This window comes from Mesorhizobium sp. M0166, assembly GCF_040322255.1.
GTDB lineage: Bacteria > Pseudomonadota > Alphaproteobacteria > Rhizobiales > Rhizobiaceae > Mesorhizobium.
The window spans coordinates 114,767-134,163 of record NZ_JAMYTD010000017.1 but is presented as its reverse complement, the minus strand read 5'-3'; the positions used below and the strand labels follow the sequence as shown (position 1 = coordinate 134,163).

The following is a 19,397-nucleotide window of genomic DNA, read 5'->3' as shown; positions in this document are numbered from 1 at the left end:
GCGCCGGCCCCCTTGTTTAAAACCCCCGCGCCGCCCCGGGGGGTGGCGGGTGTTGGGGGCCCCCCCAAACCCCGGGGGGCCCCAAAACCCCCGGGGGGCCGGGTGGCCCGGGGGCCCCCGAGCCGGAAAGTTGAGATCGTCGACCGGGATAGCCGTCAGCTCACGCCGGCAAAAGTGCCTTGCATGAACAGGTCCGGCAGATAACTTGCCGGCTTACCGCCCACCGCCTGTCCACCGGTCAGGCCGCCTTGTTTCAGGGCCGAAGAACGAATACGGAAAGGGCGTGACCGGCCGGCTCACCTCATCGAGCCGTGCCCGAAGATCTTCGGGAATGTCGAAATCAAGCGCGCTGAGATTGTCCTTGAGCTGGTCAAGCCTGGTGGCGCCGACGATGACGGACGCAATGCCTGGCCTGTTTGCCGTCCAGTTCAGGGCGACCTGGGCCATGCTGCGGCCGAGCTGGCCGGCAACCGTCTCCAGTTCGGCCACGATTTGCCAGTTGCGATCGGTGAATTTCTGGAAACCGGGATTGGTCGAACCACGCATTGTCTCCAGCCGGCCACCATCCTTGACGATTGTATCGAAACGGTATTTTCCGCTGAGCAGGCCGCTGGCCAATGGACTCCAGACCATGATTCCGGCGCCATAGCGCGTGCCGAACGGCACGAACTCGTGCTCGATGTTGCGCTCGGCCAGCGAATATTCGAGCTGAAGCGCCGAAACCGGTTCATAGCCGCGCTGCTCGGCGACCGCCTGCGCCCGGCTTGCGTACCAGGCCGGCACGTCGGACAGACCGACATGCCGGATCTTTCCGGCGCGCACCAGATCGTCCAGCGTCCGCATCACCTCCTCCGGTGGTGTCAGCCTGTCCCAGGTATGGAGGATGTAGAGGTCGATGTAGTCGGTGCCGAGCCGCTTTAGCGAACCGTCTACCGCTCGCAGGATGTTCTTGCGGCCGTTGCCGCCGGCGTTCGGATTGCCCGGTTCGGCGTTGTAGGTGAATTTGGTACTGATCACCGCCTTGTCGCGCAGCCCACGCTCGGCGATGAATTCGCCGAGCCACGTTTCGGCCGTGCCACCGGTATAGAGATCGGCGGTGTCGAAGAAATTGCCACCGGCTTCGACATAGGCATCAACCAAGGCGCGCGCGGTTTCCTTCTCCGCGCCCCAGCCCCATTCCGTGCCGAACGTCATGGTGCCGAGCGCCAGGCGGGTGACACGCAGCCCGCTGTTGCCGAGCGTGTAGTAGGACATGGTCATGGATTTCTCCTGAAGTTTGAAAAGCGGGATTGAGGTCTTGCCTGGGATACGCAGTCAGGCCTTGGCCAGCGCATCGACCACCACCTGGAACCGGCGCGGATCGAAATAATCGTGGTAGGCGCTGATCAGACCGCTCTTGAAGCGGAAAATCGCGATATTGCTGTTGGTGTATTCAGTGCCGCCGATCAGCACCGCGCGGTTCTTGTACTCAACGACGATCGCGTCCGAATCTACTGCCGGATAGATGGCTGTCAGCTGCGAATCGAAAGATTCGAAATTGCCGAAGAGGCCTCGGAAGGCCGCCAGGATCGCGGCCTTGCCATCGATGCTGTTTCCAAATCCTGCCGGCGGGTAGAAGATAAGGATTCGGCCGTCTTCAGCCCAAAGGTTGCCCCATGCCTCAATGTCCTTGCGGTGCATCAGATCAAAGAATTTACGCACGGTCTCGAGATTACGGGTTCGTTCGGAATCGGGGTCGGTCATTGGACATCTCCTTGGCTGCTCGGCGATTGCCGTGTGATGCAGCCAAAGATGCGCCCTCCTTTCCCCACCGATAAGATTGCATTATCCGCATGCACTATGCGATATCATGCATGAATGGATCGCGATCTGCTTAGCCACCTACCTATAATCGTTGCCGTCGCGCGGCGTGCCGGCTTCGCGCCGGCAGCCGCCGAGCTCGGCATGAGCCCGTCAGCGGTCAGCCATGCGGTTCGGCTGGTGGAGGAGCGGATCGGCCAGCCGTTGTTTGCCCGCACCACGCGCAGCGTCTCGCTGACCGAGGCTGGCACCGCGCTTGTCGCTGCGGCGGAGCCGGCACTGGAGGACATTGCCGACCGGATCGAACGTATCCGCTCTGTCAAAGGCCGGGCAAGCGGACTGCTCAGGATCAACGCGCCGCGTTTGGCGCTGCCTCTGGCGCTGACGCCCATCCTGACGGTGATGGCGGAACGTTACCCTGACGTGACGGTGGAGATCGTCACCGACGAACGTCTGAGCGATATCGTCGGCGAGGGTTTCGACGCTGGCATCCGGCTGGGCGAGATGATCGCCGAGGATATGGTGACGGTGCGGCTGACTCAGCCGTTCCGGACGACCATTGTCGCCTCTCCGGCTTATGTCGGCCGCCACGGAAAGCCGCGAACAATTGCGGATCTGTCCACCTGCAACTGCATCGGCTATCGGCTGTTGCGATCACGTGCGCTCTATCGCTGGGATCTGTCCGATCAGGGCAAGGATATCAGCGTCGAGACACGCGGCAGCGTGGTCGTCAGCGATCCACTGTCGGCAAGGGAAATGGCGCTTGCCGGCATCGGCCTCGCCTATCTGTTCGAGCCGCTTGTCAAGCCCGACATCGAGGCAGGCCGGCTGGTCGAAGTCCTTGGCGAGGCATCGATCGAGGAGCCGGGACTGTTCCTCTATTTCCCGCGCCGCGCCGCGATGGCCCCGAAACTCCGCGCCTTTATCGACACCGCGCAAGAAATCGGCCGGGCATCCTCGCGGACACCCGGCCGAAAAAACCTTTTAAAGGAATAGTTTACTTCTTGACCGCTGCCGCGACTTCCGCCGCGAAATCGGTCTCTTCCTTCTCGATGCCCTCACCGAGCGCGAAGCGCAGATAGGCAGCGATTTTGGCTGGCGCGCCGATCTCGCTTTCGGCATCCTTCAGCGCCTTCTCGACGGTAATGTCGGGATTGAGCACGAAAGCCTGCTTGAGCAGCACGACCTCTTCGTAGAACTTGCGCAAACGGCCCTCGACCATCTTCTCGATGATCGCTTCCGGCTTGCCGGACTGGCGCGCCTGGTCGGCGAAGATCGCCTTCTCGCGTTCCACCGCGGCCGGATCGAGCTGTTCGGTGGTCAAGGCCATCGGATTGGTGGCAGCGACATGCATGGCAACCTGACGGGCGAAGGCGTTGGCGGCATGCGCGTTGCCTGTCGTCTCGATGGCCACCAGCACGCCGAGCTTGCCAAGGCCGTCGGCGACCGCATTGTGAACGTAGGTTGCGACAGCGCCGTGCTCGACGGTGAGCTTGGCCGAGCGGCGGAAGCCCAGATTCTCGCCGATGGTGCCGACAGCGTCCTTGATGGTCTCGGCGACCGACTTGCCCGAGCCCGGATAGGGAGCGGCGGCAACGGCCTCGGTCTTGCCGCCATAGGCAAGCGCGACCTTCGCGACATTGGCGACGATCTCCTGGAACGCAGCATTGCGCGCAACGAAGTCCGTCTCGGAATTGACCTCGACGATCGCTGCCTCGCGGACGCCGGAATCGACGCCGATCAGGCCTTCGGCAGCGGTACGGCCAGCCTTCTTGTCGGCCTTGGAAATGCCCTTCTTGCGCAGCCAGTCGATGGCTTCTTCCATGTTGCCGTTGGTTTCGTTCAACGCCGCCTTGCAGTCCATCATGCCCGCGCCGGTCAAGTCGCGGAGTTCTTTGACCTGTGCAGCCGAAATGCTCATTGTTGCCTCTTTGTCTAAATGCACCGACGCACCATCGATTTTCGATGATGCGCCTGGTGCGGTAGCGCTTACCGCGCCAACATATTGGAAAGATGAAGGCCGCAGCCGGCCTTCGCTACTATGCTTCCGGCGTCTGGGCTGCCGGGCTCTCGGCGGCCGGGGTCTGATCGAGCGCCGGCTCGACCGGAGCCTCGACCGATGCGCCGATATCGACACCGAGCGCGCCCTGCTGACGGGCGATGCCGTCGATAGCTGCCTTCGCGATCAGATCGCAATACAGCTGGATGGCGCGGGCCGCGTCGTCGTTGCCGGGGATCGGGAAGTCGATCTTGTCCGGGTCGCAGTTGGAATCGATGATGGCAACGACCGGGATGCCGAGACGCTTGGCCTCGAGAATCGCGATCGCTTCCTTGTTGGTGTCGATCACGAACATCAAATCGGGCGTCGAACCCATATCCTTGATGCCGCCCAGCGCCTTGTCGAGCTTCTCACGCTCGCGGTCGAGGTTGAGGCGCTCCTTCTTGGTCAGGCCCTGAGCCTCGCCGGCCAGCATTTCGTCGAGCTTGCGCAGGCGCTGGATGGAATTCGAGATCGTCTTCCAGTTTGTCAGCATACCGCCGAGCCAGCGCGAGTTGACATAGTACTGGGCCGAGCGCTGCGCGGCATCGGCGACGATGTCGGAGGCCTGGCGCTTGGTGCCGACGAACAGCACGCGGCCGCCCTTGGCAACAGTGTCGGAAACCTGCTTCAGCGCCTGGTGCAGCAAAGGCACCGTCTGCGAGAGGTCGATGATGTGGATGTTGTTGCGGGCGCCGTAGATATAGGGCGCCATTTTCGGGTTCCAGCGGTGGGTCTGGTGGCCGAAGTGAATGCCAGCTTCCAATAGCTGGCGCATGCTGAAATCAGGCAGAGCCATTCTTATTTCCTTTCCGGTTAGCCTCCACGGACACAGGCATTTTTGGACTTTGTCCTCGAACGCCACCGGAGGTTTCAGCCGGATTTCTCCCGGGCAGACACCAAAGTCCGTGTGTGGAATGAGCGCGCATATAGAGGGGAAGCGCGACAAACGCAAGCGTTGTGGCGTGTTGCGGCTCAGCGTGCGGCGATCAGCGCACCGGTGTCATCGCCGCATCTTCGCCTTCGGCACGCGCACACGCCGGAAAACGGCGACGATCTCCTCGCGGCTGCATTCGATGGCGCCTAACCGCACTGCGCGGTCGCGCTCGAGCCCGGTTATGTCATAATGCGGTGCCGATGTCTTCGGCGGCCCTTGGTAGGACGAGCGCTTGATGCCGAGCTGCCCAGCAAAGCGATGCAGCTCGTCGGTGTCGTCTGCCAGCAGATGACACCAGCGGTGGCCGACCCATTTCCAGATCGCCGCATCGACATAGACCGCCATGAGGCTTGCCGCACTCCTTCATCTTGCGCCGACCAACACACCGCTAACGATGATAGAAGGGATTGGCATAGAAAATGAACCCGCCGCCGGCCTCGAGTTGCGTCATCGTCCTGGTGACGGTCTCCTGCATCCGATCGTGCAGTTCGGCGAGTGCCTCCTCGACGGAGCCTTGATAGGCGTGCAAGCCTAGCGGCTCCGGTACACGGATATGAGCGCGGCGCGGGCCTGCCGGCTGCGGCACGAAACGGTTGATCGTATCGCGCAGCGTACCCTTGCAATAATCGTTGCGGATTCGCTTCAAATGTTCGGCGATCTCCTCCTGCGTGATGCGCGGATTGGCTGAAGCCCACGACCCGACACGCTGCAGGCGCTGGATTGTATCCGCCAGCATTCGGACCTGCTTCTGCCGTCCGGTGCCGTCTGTGTTTTCTCGCAGCCAGCGCCGCGAACGGCGCAAAAGGTCGGCATTGTCGAGCGTGCCGGCGTCGAGCGAAACAAGTTCGGCAAGGCGACGGCCTAGTTCGGTCAGCAGGTCCTTCTGACGTGCGTCATACGAAGCCCGCTCATCTGATCGCAGGCCATTTGCAGCCTCTTCGCGCGATAGCAGCGTCGCGTAGATATGATGGACGCGCTCCGGCAGCGTATTGGCGGCACGGCGTTCGATCTTCAGGCTGTGCTCGACATAGGCACATTCCTTTGCCAGCGCCGCCTCGACATTCCCCGTGAAAGCGAGCTTCCAGATCACGGGCGCGATCCAAACCTTGAAATCCGGATCCGTCAGGCGGCCGCGCTTCAGCGCCTCGAACCCCATCTCGACCGCGCCTGGCAGCAGCGGGGCAATGATGTTGGCATGCCAGCCGACACCGCCTTCGGGATGCAGCAGCACGCCGTGCCCTTTCAGCGCCCAGGCCACCGAATGTTCCTTGGCGGCCGCGCTGTTGCCGGGGATTTGCGCGATCAGATTGTTGGCCAACCAGAATTTCTGCATCAGCCGGCCAAGCCCATTGACGACGCCGTGCGTGGCCCAGGATGCCGCCAGTGGGCTTACCCGCGACACGACCTCCTTGTCGATCATCCAGTCGGTAAAGAATTCGGGATGGTTGGGTGTGATGAACGTCGCCTTGCCCGCACCGCAACAAGCCTTCAGCCTTTGCCGGTCATCCTCCGGAAAATCGATGTGACGGACATTGGCGACGCCGCGCAAACCGGCCAGGCGGTTGAATGGCAACAGGTCGCGAAGCCCCGGAATGCCGTGCAGCATGACAATCCGGTTGACGAATGTCATGGCCTTGATCAGCGTCGCATTGGGCCGCGGCGCCACAAAAACGTCGATCCTGCTCAACCTGCTCCCCCGCGGCGCTTACCGTCGTAAAACGTTGATTGGCAATTGCGGCATGCTCAAGTCGATGCGACATGCCCCACAAGATCAAGCGCTACTATCCCGGATAGCGGCCGGCGGCTTGTCGGTGGTTCGAGCCTATTTCGACGGGCAGGTCTTTGGCTGATCGAATAGTGACAGATTGACCAGTTTGCCGGTCATCGAGAACTCGCCATAGTCCATGACGAGATCGCGCGTGATGCCGTTCTTGTGCAGCTTGAAGCTGATCCGGTATTCCGGCACCTCCTCGCCGCCTTTGTCGGCATCATCGAAGTAGGCGATGTCGACCGGCCAGTATTTGTCGGTGGCGAGCTTGGCCAGCGCCGGCGCTTCCGGATCGGTGTTGTCGGCATCGGCTTGCTTGCCGACGACAACGGTGGTGGTTACCACCTTGTTGGCATCCTCAGAGCCGTCGAACAGGTTGGTTTCGTAGAAACGCTCGCCCTTTTCCGCCTTGCCGATCATTTCGACCATTTGCTGGGTCGGGAACTGGGTCGGCGCAAGTTCCAGGCTGCTCTTCTCGGGCTTGTCGATATCGACCTTGAGACCGTTGGCTTCCTTCGTCGCGGTACCCTTGACCTCCTTGTCGAGGTTCTGGTCGACAAAGGATTTGTTCACGAAGGAGAAGGTCTTGCCCTCGGCATCCTCGAAGGTGGTCATCTGCTGGTCGGTCAGCCTGGTGTTGTCGCTGGTTACGATCTGGGTCACCAAACGGAACTTTACCGTATAGCCCTCGCAAGGCGAGCCGTTGAACTCGTAGACCATCCGGCCGGTGATGCCGGTAATGCCGGAACGGTCTGAGGCCTTGTCGAGTGAAATGTCGTAAACAGCACGATGCGCCTGCAGCGCAGGCACCGCAAAAGCGGGAGCCGCCCAGGAAGCCGCTGTCAAGAGAACGGCGTTGAATGCGAGGCGCGTTGCGCGCATGGGGTGCTCCGATCATCGCGGCTAATGGCAGGCCGCATGGAAAGATGGTCCAGCTTAAAAAAAGTCGTGGCGGAAGCGAGGCAAAAATAGCAATTTCGGCCCGGCCTGCGCGGCACCTTCAAGCAATAGGGAAATAGCATGAGCGAAACAATCGAAAAGCGGCTAAGCGATCTCGGCGTGACGCTGCCGGCCGCCGCCGCGCCCGCCGCCAATTACGTGCCCTATTGCCGGACCGGCAATCTGCTGTTCACCGCCGGGCAGTTGCCGCTCAAGGAGGGCAAGCTCCAGGCGAGCGGACTGCTTGGCCGCGATGTCGACACCGCGACCGGCAAGGAAGCCGCAAAATACTGTGCGATCAACATATTGGCGCAGGCCCAGGCGGCACTTGGCGATCTCGAGAAAATCCGTCGCTTGGTGAAGATCACCGTCTTCGTCGCCTCGGCACCGGATTTTGTCGAACAGCATCTGGTTGCCAACGGCGCCTCGGATTTTCTCGCCGCCGTGCTCGGCGATCGCGGCAAGCACGCACGCTCCGCCGTCGGCACCGCCTCCCTGCCGCTTAATGCCGCAGTGGAAATCGAAGCGATCTTCGAAGTCGAATGACCGGGACTGAGACCATGACCGATCTTTCCTGGCTGACTGCCCGGCCCGTCGCCCATCGCGGCCTCCACGACATGAACAAGACGCGCTGGGAGAACACGCTTTCCGCCTTCGCCGCGGCGGCCGAGCGCGGCTATGCGATCGAGTGCGACGTGCACCTGTCATCCGACGGCGTCCCCGTCATTATCCACGATGGCGATCTGCGGCGGCTGACCGGCAAGGACGGCTTCGTCTGGCAGCGTACCGCTGCCGAGATCACGGCGCTGACGGTCGGCGGCACCGCTGACCATTTGCCGACGCTACAGCAGGCGCTTGATCTGGTCGACGGCCGTGTGCCGATGGTTATCGAGCTGAAAGGCGCTGCCGGGCACGACGAAGGCCTGGTCGAAAGCGTCGGCAAGATGCTCAAACATTACAAGGGCAGGACCGCGATCATGTCGTTCGACCATTGGCTGATCCGCGAGTTCGCGAAACATGCACCCGGCATACCCGGCGGGTTGACCGCCTACGGCAACGACAACCACCTGATCGAGGCGCATTTCGCCATGCTGGCGCATGACATCGCCTTTACCTCCTACGCCGCCGGCGACCTGCCGAACCGGTTCGTCTCCTTCGTGCGAGAAAGACTCGGCATGCCGGTGATCACCTGGACCGTGCACGACCAGCCTGCCGTCGATCTGACCTTCAAATATGCCGACCAGATGACGTTCGAAGGATTCGAGCCCGATCTGGTACGGCTTGCCTGAGCGGGCTTGTATGGGTCCGCAGCGAGCTTAAGTAAGCCTCATGGATCAAGGGGACGACTGCGAAAGACAAACGGCGAATGCGGAACTGTCGATCCGCATCGCCGCGGGTATCGGCGCCTTTACCAGCGCTGAATGGGACAGCCTCGGCGGCACTACACGCGGTGATGCAGAAAACGGCTACAATCCGCTTGTTTCATTCGCTTTTTTGAGCGCGCTGGAAGATTCGGGCTGCGCTGTTCGGCGCACCGGCTGGCAAGGCCATCACCTCAGGCTGGAAACCGCCCGAGGCAAGCTGCTCGGGGCGGTCCCCTGCTATCTGAAGTCGCACAGCCAGGGCGAATATGTATTCGACCATGGCTGGTCGGACGCATTCGAGCGCGCCGGCGGGCGCTACTACCCGAAGCTGCAATGCGCGGTGCCGTTCACACCCGTCACCGGCCCTCGCCTGCTCGTCGGCAAGGGCGAGGACAGCCCTACCGTCAAGGCCGGGCTTGCGGCCGGCCTGAAGGCGGTGACGGATAAGCTGGGCGTGTCTTCCGCGCATGTTACTTTCGCGCCGGAAGACGACGTCCGGATATTGGCAGCGTCCGGCTTCCTGCATCGTACCGACCAGCAGTTTCACTTCTTCAACGAAGGCTTTTCGAGCTACGACGATTTTCTCGCGACGTTAGCCTCGCGCAAGCGCAAGGCAATGAAGAAAGAGCGGCGCGAGGCGCTCGCCGACGGCATCTCGATCGACTGGCTGACCGGCAAGGATCTGACCGAAAAGGCCTGGGACGACTTTTTCGCGTTCTACATGGATACCGGCAGCAGGAAATGGGGCCGGCCCTACCTCAACCGCGCTTTCTTCTCGCTGATCGGCGAGCGCATGGCCGACGACATCCTGCTGGTCATGGCCAAACGCAACGGGCGCTACATTGCCGGCGCCATCAACTTCATCGGCTCAGACGCGCTCTACGGCCGCAACTGGGGCTGCATCGAAGACCACCCATTCCTGCATTTCGAAGTCTGCTACCATCAGGCAATCGATTTCGCCATCTCGCGCAAGCTGAAGGTGGTTGAAGCCGGTGCGCAGGGCGAGCACAAGCTGGCGCGCGGCTACCGGCCCGTGACAATGCATTCGGCGCACTACATCGCCCATCCAGGTCTGCGCAATGCAGTGGCCGACTACCTCCAGCGCGAGCGGCGCGAAGTCGAGCGGATGAGCGAATATCTGGAAGAGCACACTCCGTTCCGCAAGGACATGGCGGAGTAGAGTAGCGAGCCCCAATCGCTCAGCCGAGCGGGCCGGCACGGCCGATGTCGACCGATCGTCTTGCCCGCCCGGAACAGCTTCGCTACACGAGACAGCGAGCCAAGAACCGGAGCGCGCCATGGCCGAAGCAACCTACGACAGCAGCAACATCTTCGCAAAAATCCTGCGCGGAGAAATTCCTTCGCACCGCGTCTACGAGGATGACGCGGTCATGGTCTTCATGGATGTGATGCCGCAAGGACAGGGTCACACGCTGGTGGTGCCGAAAGCCCCGTCACGCAACCTGCTCGACGCGGATCCGGCGGTGCTTGGCCCGCTCTTCGCTCACGTCCAGAAAGTTGCGCGGGCCGTAAAGAAGGCCTTCGATGCCGATGGCGTCACGGTTATGCAGTTCAATGAACCAGCCTCGGGGCAGACCGTTTTCCACCTCCATGTCCATGTCATTCCGCGCTTCGAGGGCATTCCCTTGAAGCCGCACAGCGGACAGATGGAAAAGCCTGAAGTCCTGGCCGAGAACGCCGGCAAGATACGGATGGCGCTGGCAAGCTGAACCGGCGCAAACCGCTCCGGCGGGCGCCGGGTGCATAACCGGAAGGTGTCATAAAAAAAAGCCCCGTTTCCGGGGCTTTTTTACTGGCTGGTTCGTCAGTTCTTGCGCGGCAGTTGCGGCACAAGGCTGCGCTTGCCGCCATCCTTGCCTTTCGGCTCCGGCTTCTGCGCCACCGCCTTTTTCGCGGCGGGCTTCTTCGCCACGGCCTTCTTGGCCTTCGGCACGTCGTCCGGCTCTTCCTTCTTCGGCTTCACCGGCGCCTCGTCGGCGAGCGATTCGAGCTTCAGGCCGGTCTCACCGGTTTCCTTCTTCTCGACGGTGACACGCACCGTGCCGCCCTTCTTGAGCTTGCCGAACAGGACCTCGTCGGCCAGCGGCTTCTTGATGTGCTCCTGGATGACACGGCCAAGCGGCCTGGCGCCCATGCGCTCGTCGTAGCCTTTGTCGGCCAGCCATGCGATTGCATCCTGCGACAAGTCGAAGGTCACGCCACGCTCGGAAAGCTGCGCTTCCAGCTGCATGACGAACTTCTGCACCACCTGATGGATGACCGGCACCGGCAGCGAGCCGAACGGAATAATCGCATCGAGACGGTTGCGGAACTCCGGCGTGAACAGCCGGTTGATCGCCTCGACATCGTCGCCTTCGCGCTTGGTCGAACCGAACCCAATGGCTGCGCGCTGCGCATCGGATGCGCCCGCATTGGTGGTCATGATCAGGATGACATTGCGGAAGTCGATCTGCTTGCCGTTATGGTCGGTCAGCTTGCCGTGGTCCATGACCTGCAACAGGATGTTGAACAGGTCCGGATGCGCCTTCTCGACTTCGTCCAGCAACAGCACGCAATGCGGATGCTGGTCGACGCCGTCGGTCAGAAGCCCGCCCTGGTCGAAGCCGACATAGCCGGGAGGCGCGCCGATCAGCCGCGAAACGGTGTGGCGTTCCATATATTCCGACATGTCGAAGCGGATCAGTTCCACGCCGAGCGAGGCGGCGAGCTGCTTGGCCACTTCCGTCTTGCCGACACCGGTCGGGCCCGAGAACAGGTACGAGCCGATCGGCTTTTCCGGTTCGCGCAGGCCGGCCCGCGCCAGCTTGATGGCCGAGGTCAGCGCTGTGATCGCGGTGTCCTGGCCGTAAACGACGCGCTTCAACTCGATGTCGAGGCCTTGCAGCACCTTCTCGTCGTCGGCGGAAACCGTCTTCGGGGGGATGCGTGCCATGGTGGCGATCGTCGCTTCGATCTCCTTGATGCCGATGGTCTTCTTGCGCTTGGCTTCCGGCACCAGCATCTGCGAGGCGCCGGTCTCGTCGATCACGTCGATCGCCTTGTCCGGCAGCTTGCGGTCGTTGATGTAACGTGCCGAGAGCTCGACCGAAGCCTTGATCGCCTCGCTCGTGTAGCGGACCTTGTGGAACTCCTCGAAATAGGGTTTTAGGCCCTTCATGATCTCGATGGCGTCCTCGACCGTCGGCTCGTTGACGTCGATCTTCTGGAAGCGCCGCACCAGCGCGCGGTCCTTCTCGAAGAACTGGCGGAACTCCTTGTAGGTGGTAGAGCCGATGCAGCGGATGGCGCCTGACGACAGTGCGGGTTTCAACAGATTCGATGCATCCATGGCGCCGCCGGAGGTGGCCCCTGCCCCGATCACGGTGTGGATTTCGTCGATGAACAGCACGGCGCCGGGATAATCCTCGAGCTCCTTGACGACCTGCTTGAGCCGCTCCTCGAAATCGCCGCGATAACGGGTGCCGGCCAGCAGCGTGCCCATGTCGAGCGCGAAGATGGTGGCATTGTGCAGCACTTCGGGAACGTCGCCCTCGACGATGCGCTTGGCGAGGCCCTCGGCGATCGCCGTCTTGCCGACGCCGGGATCACCGACATAGAGCGGGTTGTTCTTGGAGCGGCGGCACAGCACCTGGATGGTCCGGTTGATCTCGCTCTCGCGACCGATCAATGGATCGATCTTGCCGGCCTTGGCCTTGTTGTTCAGGTTGACGCAATAGGCAGTCAGCGCGTCCTGCTGCTGCTTCTTCTTGCCGCCTTCCTCTTGCGGCTCGGCCCCGCTCTGGCTGCCTTGCTCATCGTCGGCGCCGCGCGGCGTCCGCGTCTCGGAAGCGCCGGGGCGCTTGGCAATGCCATGCGAGATATAGTTGACCGCGTCGTAGCGGGTCATCTGCTGTTCCTGCAGGAAGTACGCGGCGTGGCTCTCACGCTCAGCGAAGATGGCGACGAGCACGTTGGCGCCGGACACCTCCTCGCGGCCTGACGACTGCACATGGATCACCGCGCGCTGGATGACGCGCTGGAAACCGGCGGTCGGCTTGGAATCTTCATCGTAGCCGGTGACGAGGTTGTCGAGTTCGGTGTCGATATAGGTGAGGACCGTATGCTTCAACTCGTCGAGATCGACGTTGCAGGCACGCATGACGGCGGCCGCCTCGGTGTCATCGATCAGGGCGAGCAGCAAATGTTCAAGGGTTGCATATTCATGGTGCCGCTCATTGGCGAGCGTCAGCGCTTGGTGAAGCGCCTTTTCCAGGCCTTGGGAGAAAGCCGGCATGTTACCTCACTTCTTCTCCATCACGCATTGCAGCGGATGCTGATTCTGTCGGGCGAAATCCATGACCTGAGACACTTTGGTCTCGGCCACCTCGAATGTATAGACCCCGCACTCGCCCACCCCATGATTGTGAACATGAAGCATTATGCGTGTGGCGGCTTCGCGGTCCTTCTGGAAAAAGCGCTCCAGCACGTGGACCACGAATTCCATGGGTGTGTAGTCGTCGTTAAGAATGAGGACCCGGTACAGACTGGGCTTCTTGGTCTTGGTTTTTGTGCGCGTGATGACGGCCGTGCCGCGACCGGCCTCATTGCCGTTGCTGCCGTTCTGCATTCGCACCACGTAGCTCGTGGCAGTCAAACCTGTAGTCACGTAGTCCTGCCTCTTTCGAATCCTCATGCATGCTCGACATGTAGGTGTTCGATGGACGATTTTAAGCCCTTCTGTTTAGCTGACAATATGGCTAGGTGGCCAAACTTGACCGATTTTTCAAATCGTGAAGACCGCAGGCCCTCAATTTCGAGCTGGCATGAAAAAACCCGGCCGCGCGTTCGCGACCGGGTCTGTCTTCGCAAGCCCAAGGGCCGGCTCGGAACGTTCGTCGAATTTACTTCGCCTTGGCGACGATCGATTCGAACGGCTTGTAGGCTTCCTTGGCGAGTTCGGCATAGAGATCGCTAAGCTTGGTGGCCTCGCTGACGAAGCTCTCATAGGACTGCTTGGCATAGTCGGACTGGATCTCGATCGCCTTGTCCAGCGACTTGGCGGAAAAGAGCTTCTCGACAGCGGCGCTACCGGCTTCGAAGCTTTTCTTGGTGTACTCGCCCGCCTCGGCGGCGATAGCCTGCGCACCCTTGGACAGCGAGGCGAAGCTCTTCAATCCGGTGTCCGCAAATTCCTTGCCGTATTTGCTGAAATCTTCATAGGTCTGGGTCATTTCACGCATTCCCTTGAACGGTTGCCTTTGGACGATAGACGCGCCTTGTCCGGGCCGCGTTGTGCAATGCGTGTAAATATATTGTGCAGTGCACAAAAGTCAAGATTCCCGCGGCAATACGCATCGTGAGCTGCCGGTAATCGCTAAGATTCGAATAAAGAGAAGCTCAATCCCGCAGAAAATGGTGAACGCGGCGGTTACCATAAACGGATTGGTAACGCTGCCCGCGTTAGCGTGGCCGGAGGTGAGGCAGGACCCTTTGCCGCCTCCAAGGCAACGGAAATTCAAAGGAACTATCAGTGCGTAAGGCGTTGTCGGGCTTCGTTTCCAAATCCGCGTCCCCCCTCAAAACGATCATGATCCTCGCTATGGCGATGAGCTTCGTCGTCGCGGATGCGGCTTCATCCATGGCGGCCAAGTCGGCAGCCATCGTCATCGATGCCAAGACCGGCAAGGTGCTTTATTCGTCGGACGCCGATGGCCGGCGCTATCCGGCATCGCTTACCAAGATGATGACGCTCTATCTGACGTTCGAGGCGTTGGCGAAGGGCAGGATCAGCAAGAATTCCCCGGTCGTGTTCTCGGCCAATGCCGCTGCCGAACCGCCGACGAAGCTCGGCGTCAAGCGGGGCGGCTCGGTCACGGTCGAGACCGCGATCCTGTCGATGGTGACCAAATCGGCAAACGATTCTGCAACGGCGCTTGGCGAGATGCTCGGCGGCAATGAAGCCAATTTCGCCCGCATGATGACCGCCAAGGCGCGCGCTCTGGGCATGAGGGGAACCGTTTTTCGCAACGCCAACGGCTTGCCTGATCCCGGCCAGTTCACGACCGCGCGCGACATGGCGATGCTCGGCATCGCCCTGAGAGAGCATTTTCCGCAATATTACGGCTATTTCTCGCAGCGCTCCTTTCTTTACGGGCGGCAGCGCATCAACGGCCACAACCGGCTGCTCGGACGCATCAAGGGCGTCGACGGCATCAAGACCGGATACACCCGCGCCTCCGGTTACAATCTGGTCTCCTCGGTCTCAGATGGCGATCGGCGCATCGTAGCGGTGGTCATGGGCGGCAGGTCCGGCGGCAGCCGCGACAGCCAGATGGCCGGGTTGATCAATGACTACATGCCGAAGGCGTCGTCGCGCGGCGGCGGCGTGCTGATTGCCAAGGCTAGCGGGGGCAATCCGATTTCAGCCTTGGCCAAGGTGCTTTTACCGAAGCATGACGCTCCGACACCGGACAGTAAGCCGGACGACGATGCCGTTGCCTCCCTTGTCGAGGAAAATGCGCCCGTCGTTGAAGAAACCACTCCGGTCGTTCAGGCCAAGAGGGTCAAGACGACGGCCGTGGCGACAGTGGACGATGTGGCGACAGCCCGGGTCGCCGCAGCCTATGCCGAACCGGCGCCAGAGGTCGATCCGGTCAGCACGGCATCGGTGCCATCCGGCTGGGCAATACAGGTCGCCTCTTCGCCAAAACAGGCCGAAGCGAAGGCTTTCCTCGACAAGGCGACGAAGCAGGCGCCCTCCGTTCTGGCCGATGCCTCCGGTTTCACCGTCGCCTTCGACAAGGACGGCGTCACCTACTACCGCGCCCGGTTCGGTGGTTTCGGTTCGAAGACCGCTGCCTGGAAGGCCTGCAACGCTTTGAAAAAGAAGAAGATCGAGTGTTACGCCGTCCAGCAGTAAGCGGCGCCCGAAACGATATCTTTCCCGAAAGTTCTGCGTCGAAGGAGACTAGTTGTGATTGGAGAGCAAGACGTCCTTGGCTTCATTGATCCGCGCCGCCAGGAAAGACGTGCCACCGATATCGGGGTGCAGGCGCTGCATCAGGCGGCGGTGCGCCTTGCGGACATCCGCCGCGGCAGCCCCCGCTTCAAGACCAAGGATCTTGTAGGCCTCCTCCTTAGTCATGGCGCCAGAACCTGGCGCAACACCCAGCCCTTCGCCACCATTCGCATCAGCGTCTTTGCGCCAGATGGGAAATCTGCCGTCAAGATACGTCTCTAGCAATTGGCGGCTCTCCGGATCGCCGGAGAGTTCGCGATAGAGTTGCTGCAATTCGGCAAGCCCCATCGAGCCAAGCATCTTGCCCTCATGGCGCCCGGCCAGCACAAGGCCTTCGAGGCCGCCGGTATCGTGATCGAGTTCCATCTCAAGCGCCGCGGTACGAACTGTCGAACGCTTGCCTGGTGCCAGTTTGGCTGCCGGCCGATTCATGCGCATGGAGCCGTACCAGGCGAGCGCAGCCGACAGGATCAAGCCGCCGATGCCCTCGCGCCCGACCAGCAGCACGGCGACGCCGACCAGCCCGAGCAGCACAGGTCCAAGCGTTCTCATGCCGCCTGCAAGCTTCGCCGGATCGGCGCGCAGGAAGATGGTGAGCGTGCCGAGAAGCACTAGAAGCAATGCTACAAAAGCGATAATTGCGCCCATCAGTTTCCGCCGCCCCGCATATGCTCGATCATCAGCCGGTCCTCCGGCCTGCCCCGGGCCTCCAGTGCTTTCAGCCCGCCGGTCGCAAACACGGCGACGGACGACAGCAGGCCGGCCAAGGTTGCGGCAGCCCGTCGATCGAACCGGAACCAGGCCCCTTTCGACAGCCGCGCAATTTCCTTGAACGCCTTTTCCGCAGCGGCATCATGACCTTCCTGAAAGACGAAGACAGGAACTCCGTGCAGACCGAGGCTGCCGGCCTTTTCGGCCAGATCATCTATGTTTTCTTCCATCGCGTCGCCGATATAGACCAGCGCGTTGACCTTGGCCGCCGCCGTCTGTTTCAGCGCATGGGCGAGCACCTTGCCGATCTGGGTATGGCCGCTGCGGCAGTCGATGCGCGTCATCAGCTGTTTCAGAGCTTCGGTATCGGTGACGAATGCGGAGGAGCGGCACTCGCCAAGGCCGCGAAAATAGACAAGTTGAACCTTGAGCGCCCCGGCCTTGCCGACGGCGTCGAACATCTCGGCCTGCAGCGCACAGGCGAGATCCCAGGTCGGCTGGCGGCTCATCGTCGCGTCAAGGGACAGGATCAGCCTGCCTGAACCGGTGGCGGATGCAGCGAGCGTCCTTGCCTGACGGAGAAACGCGTCGATTTCGCCGGTGCTCGATTGAGACTCGACCGGCGCAGGATTGGCCTTTGCAGGCACGGACTGCTTCTTGTCGCTCATGACATTCAAGATGTGGCGTTGTTCCCCGGCTTGCAAGCCCAGATGAGGCGACCTGGAGGACCGGTGATGATGGCAACTGCGGACAAGCGCTTCGGCTGGTGGTCTTGGCGCTGCGTTTCTTGGCGTCAGAGTAGGCCGAGATCGGCAAGCTCACGCCTGAGCTTCGGCGGCATCTCGATCAGCCCGGCTTTGCCCTTGCCGAGATCGGCCGGCGCGTCCGCCTGCTTCAGGTAGCGCCACCCCTGGAATGCACGGCGCGGTTGCCAGTCAGTTCGCACGACCTCGGGATCGAGGATCAGATGGCAACGGCCGATGCCCTTGTCATCGGTGAAGGGCCGGATTTCGGTGATCAGCTGGCGGCATTGGACATTGCCCTTGATCACCCAGTAGAGCGAGCCGCCGTCGGTAATCTCGGCGCCGCGTGTCGGCACCATGCGGGTGGTGTGATAGTGCTCGGCCGGTTCGCCGGCGCGGCGCCGCTCGTCGAGACGGAAGGCGATCCACTCCTCCAGATCCTCGACGCTGTCACAGCCGACGCAAAGCTTTATGAGATTGAGAGACATCGTTTAAGGTTTAGTCCAGCACGCGAACGCGTCAACGGCCTGATCGACTTCTCCACAGTGGTGGTCCGGCCCCCAGAATGGCGCTCAGCACTCCACGACATTGACGGCCAATCCGCCAAGGCTGGTTTCCTTGTACTTTTCGTTCATGTCGAGGCCGGTCTGGCGCATCGTCTCGATCGCGGCATCGAGCGGCACGAAATGAACGCCGTCGCCCTTGATGGCCAGCGAAGCGGCGGTCACCGCCTTGACGGCGCCAAGCGCGTTGCGCTCGATACACGGCACCTGCACCAGGCCGCCGACCGGATCGCAGGTCATGCCGAGATGATGTTCCAGCGCGATCTCGGCAGCGTTCTCGACCTGCTCGGGCGTGCCGCCCATGACGGCGCACAATCCCGCCGCAGCCATTGCCGAAGCCGAACCGACCTCGCCCTGGCAGCCGACTTCCGCCCCCGAGATCGAAGCATTGGTTTTGATGATGCCGCCCACGGCCGCCGCCGTCAGCAGGAAATCGCGGATGCTGGGCTGGTCGGCTTCGGGATGAAAATGCAACCAGTAGCGCAGCACTGCGGGCAGGGTGCCGGCCGCCCCATTGGTTGGCGCGGTGACGACACGTCCGCCGGCGGCATTCTCCTCATTGACCGCCATCGCATAGATCGACAGCCAGTCGTTGGCGAGCAGCGGGTTGGGCCGGTTCTGCTGCCATTGCTCCTGCAGCTTGTCGTGCAGCATCCGGGCGCGGCGGCGCACCTTCAGTCCGCCCGGCATGATGCCGTCTTGCGACAGGCCGCGCTCGATGCAGCCCTTCATGGCGCTCCAGATGCCGTCGAGGCCGGCGTCGAGCTCCCCGCGCGACATCTGCGTCTCCTCGTTGACGCGCTTCATCTCGGCAATGGAAAGCCCGCTTTTTGCTGCCATCGATAGCATTTCGACGGCATTCTTGAACGGATACGGAACCTTCTTGCCTTCGGTTGTCGCCGAGCCCCTTGCTTTCATCCGCTGCAGTTCTTCCTCGGACACTACGAAGCCGCCGCCGATCGAATAATAGACGCGCCTCAGCAGCAACCGGTCACCGGCATCATAGGCAGAGAAGGCCATGCCGTTGGCGTGACCCGGCAGCGGCGTCTTGCGATCCAGCACAAGATCCGTTGCCGGGTCGAAACGATAGGACGGATGGCCGGGCGGCGAAATCCGCTTCTCGGCGGCGATGCGAGCGACGATGCCGTCCGCCTGGTCGGGATCCACCGTCTGCGGCGTCTGGCCGGCGAGGCCGAGCACCACGGCACGATCGGAGCCATGGCCGATGCCGGTATAGGCGAGCGAGCCATGCAGGCTGGCCGCGATCCGGTCGACCTTGGCGCCGGCCGGGCGCGGCCAGTCGTCTCCCGCAATCTCGTCGAGAAACCGCCGCGCAGCCGTCATCGGCCCCATCGTGTGCGAACTCGATGGGCCAATGCCGATCTTGAACAAGTCGAAAACCGAAAGGAACACGTGGGCGTTTTCTCCTGGGACCCTGTTGAGGTCTACATATAGGAATTCCCATGATGTTTTCCGCTGTTTTAAGGACCGCGGCGCTGCGCCTGCCGACCTTGTT

Annotated in this window: 19 protein-coding genes and 1 pseudogene; 6 read left to right on the top strand and 14 right to left on the bottom strand. The window is 61.8% G+C overall.

Annotation, left to right across the window (positions count from 1 at the left end; translation table 11 throughout):
• Positions 1-155: 155 nt before the first annotated feature.
• Positions 156-1,260: pseudogene (locus NKJ46_RS19670) on the bottom strand (aldo/keto reductase).
• 54 nt (positions 1,261-1,314) lie between these two features.
• Positions 1,315-1,743: a nuclear transport factor 2 family protein gene (locus NKJ46_RS19665; RefSeq protein ID WP_352666607.1), complete on the bottom strand. Its 429-nt coding sequence runs from the start codon at positions 1,741-1,743 to the stop codon at positions 1,315-1,317.
• A gap of 114 nt (positions 1,744-1,857) precedes the next feature.
• Here NKJ46_RS19665 and NKJ46_RS19660 point away from each other — a divergent pair, with 114 nt between their 5' ends.
• The gene (locus NKJ46_RS19660) at positions 1,858-2,796 is read left to right on the top strand and encodes a LysR family transcriptional regulator (RefSeq protein ID WP_352666605.1); all 939 of its coding nucleotides are present in this window, start codon (positions 1,858-1,860) and stop codon (positions 2,794-2,796) included.
• 1 nt (position 2,797) lies between these two features.
• On the opposite strand, the gene tsf is transcribed toward NKJ46_RS19660, so the two are convergent.
• The 5 genes from tsf to NKJ46_RS19635 form a co-directional block, all read right to left on the bottom strand.
• Complete coding sequence (gene tsf, locus NKJ46_RS19655) at positions 2,798-3,721, bottom strand: translation elongation factor Ts (protein WP_352666603.1); 924 nt, start codon at positions 3,719-3,721, stop codon at positions 2,798-2,800.
• A gap of 118 nt (positions 3,722-3,839) precedes the next feature.
• Positions 3,840-4,637: a 30S ribosomal protein S2 gene (gene rpsB, locus NKJ46_RS19650; protein WP_031211288.1), complete on the bottom strand. Its 798-nt coding sequence runs from the start codon at positions 4,635-4,637 to the stop codon at positions 3,840-3,842.
• A 204-nt stretch (positions 4,638-4,841) separates the two neighbouring features.
• Entirely contained in the window at positions 4,842-5,120 is a 279-nt protein-coding gene (locus tag NKJ46_RS19645) for a DUF4031 domain-containing protein (protein WP_352666601.1), read from the bottom strand.
• Between the two features lie 43 nt (positions 5,121-5,163).
• On the bottom strand, positions 5,164-6,462 hold the full coding sequence (locus NKJ46_RS19640; protein WP_352666599.1) for a lysophospholipid acyltransferase family protein: 1,299 nt from the start codon (positions 6,460-6,462) through the stop codon (positions 5,164-5,166).
• Between the two features lie 135 nt (positions 6,463-6,597).
• On the bottom strand, positions 6,598-7,425 hold the full coding sequence (locus NKJ46_RS19635) for a cell envelope integrity EipB family protein (protein ID WP_352666597.1): 828 nt from the start codon (positions 7,423-7,425) through the stop codon (positions 6,598-6,600).
• A 138-nt stretch (positions 7,426-7,563) separates the two neighbouring features.
• Between NKJ46_RS19635 and NKJ46_RS19630 the strand changes: the two genes are divergently transcribed.
• The 4 genes from NKJ46_RS19630 (at position 7,564) to NKJ46_RS19615 (ending at position 10,576) form a co-directional block, all read left to right on the top strand.
• Positions 7,564-8,028 (top strand): RidA family protein, encoded by a 465-nt coding sequence (locus tag NKJ46_RS19630; RefSeq protein WP_352448812.1) that lies wholly within the window; start codon positions 7,564-7,566, stop codon positions 8,026-8,028.
• 14 nt (positions 8,029-8,042) lie between these two features.
• Positions 8,043-8,771 (top strand): glycerophosphodiester phosphodiesterase, encoded by a 729-nt coding sequence (locus NKJ46_RS19625; protein WP_352666596.1) that lies wholly within the window; start codon positions 8,043-8,045, stop codon positions 8,769-8,771.
• A 40-nt stretch (positions 8,772-8,811) separates the two neighbouring features.
• Positions 8,812-10,026 carry a GNAT family N-acetyltransferase gene (locus NKJ46_RS19620; protein ID WP_352666594.1) on the top strand — a complete coding sequence of 405 codons (1,215 nt, stop codon included), beginning with the start codon at positions 8,812-8,814 and terminating at the stop codon, positions 10,024-10,026.
• Between the two features lie 118 nt (positions 10,027-10,144).
• On the top strand, positions 10,145-10,576 hold the full coding sequence (locus tag NKJ46_RS19615) for an HIT family protein (protein ID WP_352666592.1): 432 nt from the start codon (positions 10,145-10,147) through the stop codon (positions 10,574-10,576).
• A 95-nt stretch (positions 10,577-10,671) separates the two neighbouring features.
• Here the strand turns inward: NKJ46_RS19615 and clpA are convergent, their stop codons facing one another.
• The 3 genes from clpA to NKJ46_RS19600 all read right to left on the bottom strand — a co-directional run bounded on the left by clpA (position 10,672) and on the right by NKJ46_RS19600 (position 14,077).
• Positions 10,672-13,140, bottom strand: a complete 2,469-nt coding sequence (clpA, locus tag NKJ46_RS19610; RefSeq protein ID WP_023674922.1) for an ATP-dependent Clp protease ATP-binding subunit ClpA — start codon at positions 13,138-13,140, stop codon at positions 10,672-10,674.
• 6 nt (positions 13,141-13,146) lie between these two features.
• A complete protein-coding gene (gene clpS, locus NKJ46_RS19605) occupies positions 13,147-13,473 on the bottom strand; it encodes an ATP-dependent Clp protease adapter ClpS (RefSeq protein WP_023717744.1) in 327 nt (108 codons plus the stop codon).
• 274 nt (positions 13,474-13,747) lie between these two features.
• The gene (locus NKJ46_RS19600) at positions 13,748-14,077 is read right to left on the bottom strand and encodes a phasin family protein (RefSeq protein WP_352666591.1); all 330 of its coding nucleotides are present in this window, start codon (positions 14,075-14,077) and stop codon (positions 13,748-13,750) included.
• A 299-nt stretch (positions 14,078-14,376) separates the two neighbouring features.
• On the opposite strand from NKJ46_RS19600, the gene NKJ46_RS19595 reads away from it, so the two are divergent.
• Entirely contained in the window at positions 14,377-15,765 is a 1,389-nt protein-coding gene (locus NKJ46_RS19595; protein WP_352666590.1) for an SPOR domain-containing protein, read from the top strand.
• 48 nt (positions 15,766-15,813) lie between these two features.
• On the opposite strand, the gene NKJ46_RS19590 is transcribed toward NKJ46_RS19595, so the two are convergent.
• The 4 genes from NKJ46_RS19590 to NKJ46_RS19575 form a co-directional block, all read right to left on the bottom strand.
• Positions 15,814-16,512, bottom strand: a complete 699-nt coding sequence (locus tag NKJ46_RS19590; RefSeq protein WP_352491541.1) for a DnaJ domain-containing protein — start codon at positions 16,510-16,512, stop codon at positions 15,814-15,816.
• Positions 16,512-17,243, bottom strand: coding sequence for a vWA domain-containing protein (locus tag NKJ46_RS19585; protein WP_352666587.1), 732 nt, complete (start codon positions 17,241-17,243; stop codon positions 16,512-16,514). Before NKJ46_RS19585 ends, NKJ46_RS19590 begins: the two co-directional genes overlap by 1 nt.
• A gap of 125 nt (positions 17,244-17,368) precedes the next feature.
• Positions 17,369-17,806, bottom strand: a complete 438-nt coding sequence (locus tag NKJ46_RS19580) for a DUF1489 family protein (protein WP_352666586.1) — start codon at positions 17,804-17,806, stop codon at positions 17,369-17,371.
• Between the two features lie 84 nt (positions 17,807-17,890).
• Positions 17,891-19,294: an L-serine ammonia-lyase gene (locus tag NKJ46_RS19575; protein WP_352666584.1), complete on the bottom strand. Its 1,404-nt coding sequence runs from the start codon at positions 19,292-19,294 to the stop codon at positions 17,891-17,893.
• Between the last annotated feature and the right edge of the window lie 103 nt (positions 19,295-19,397).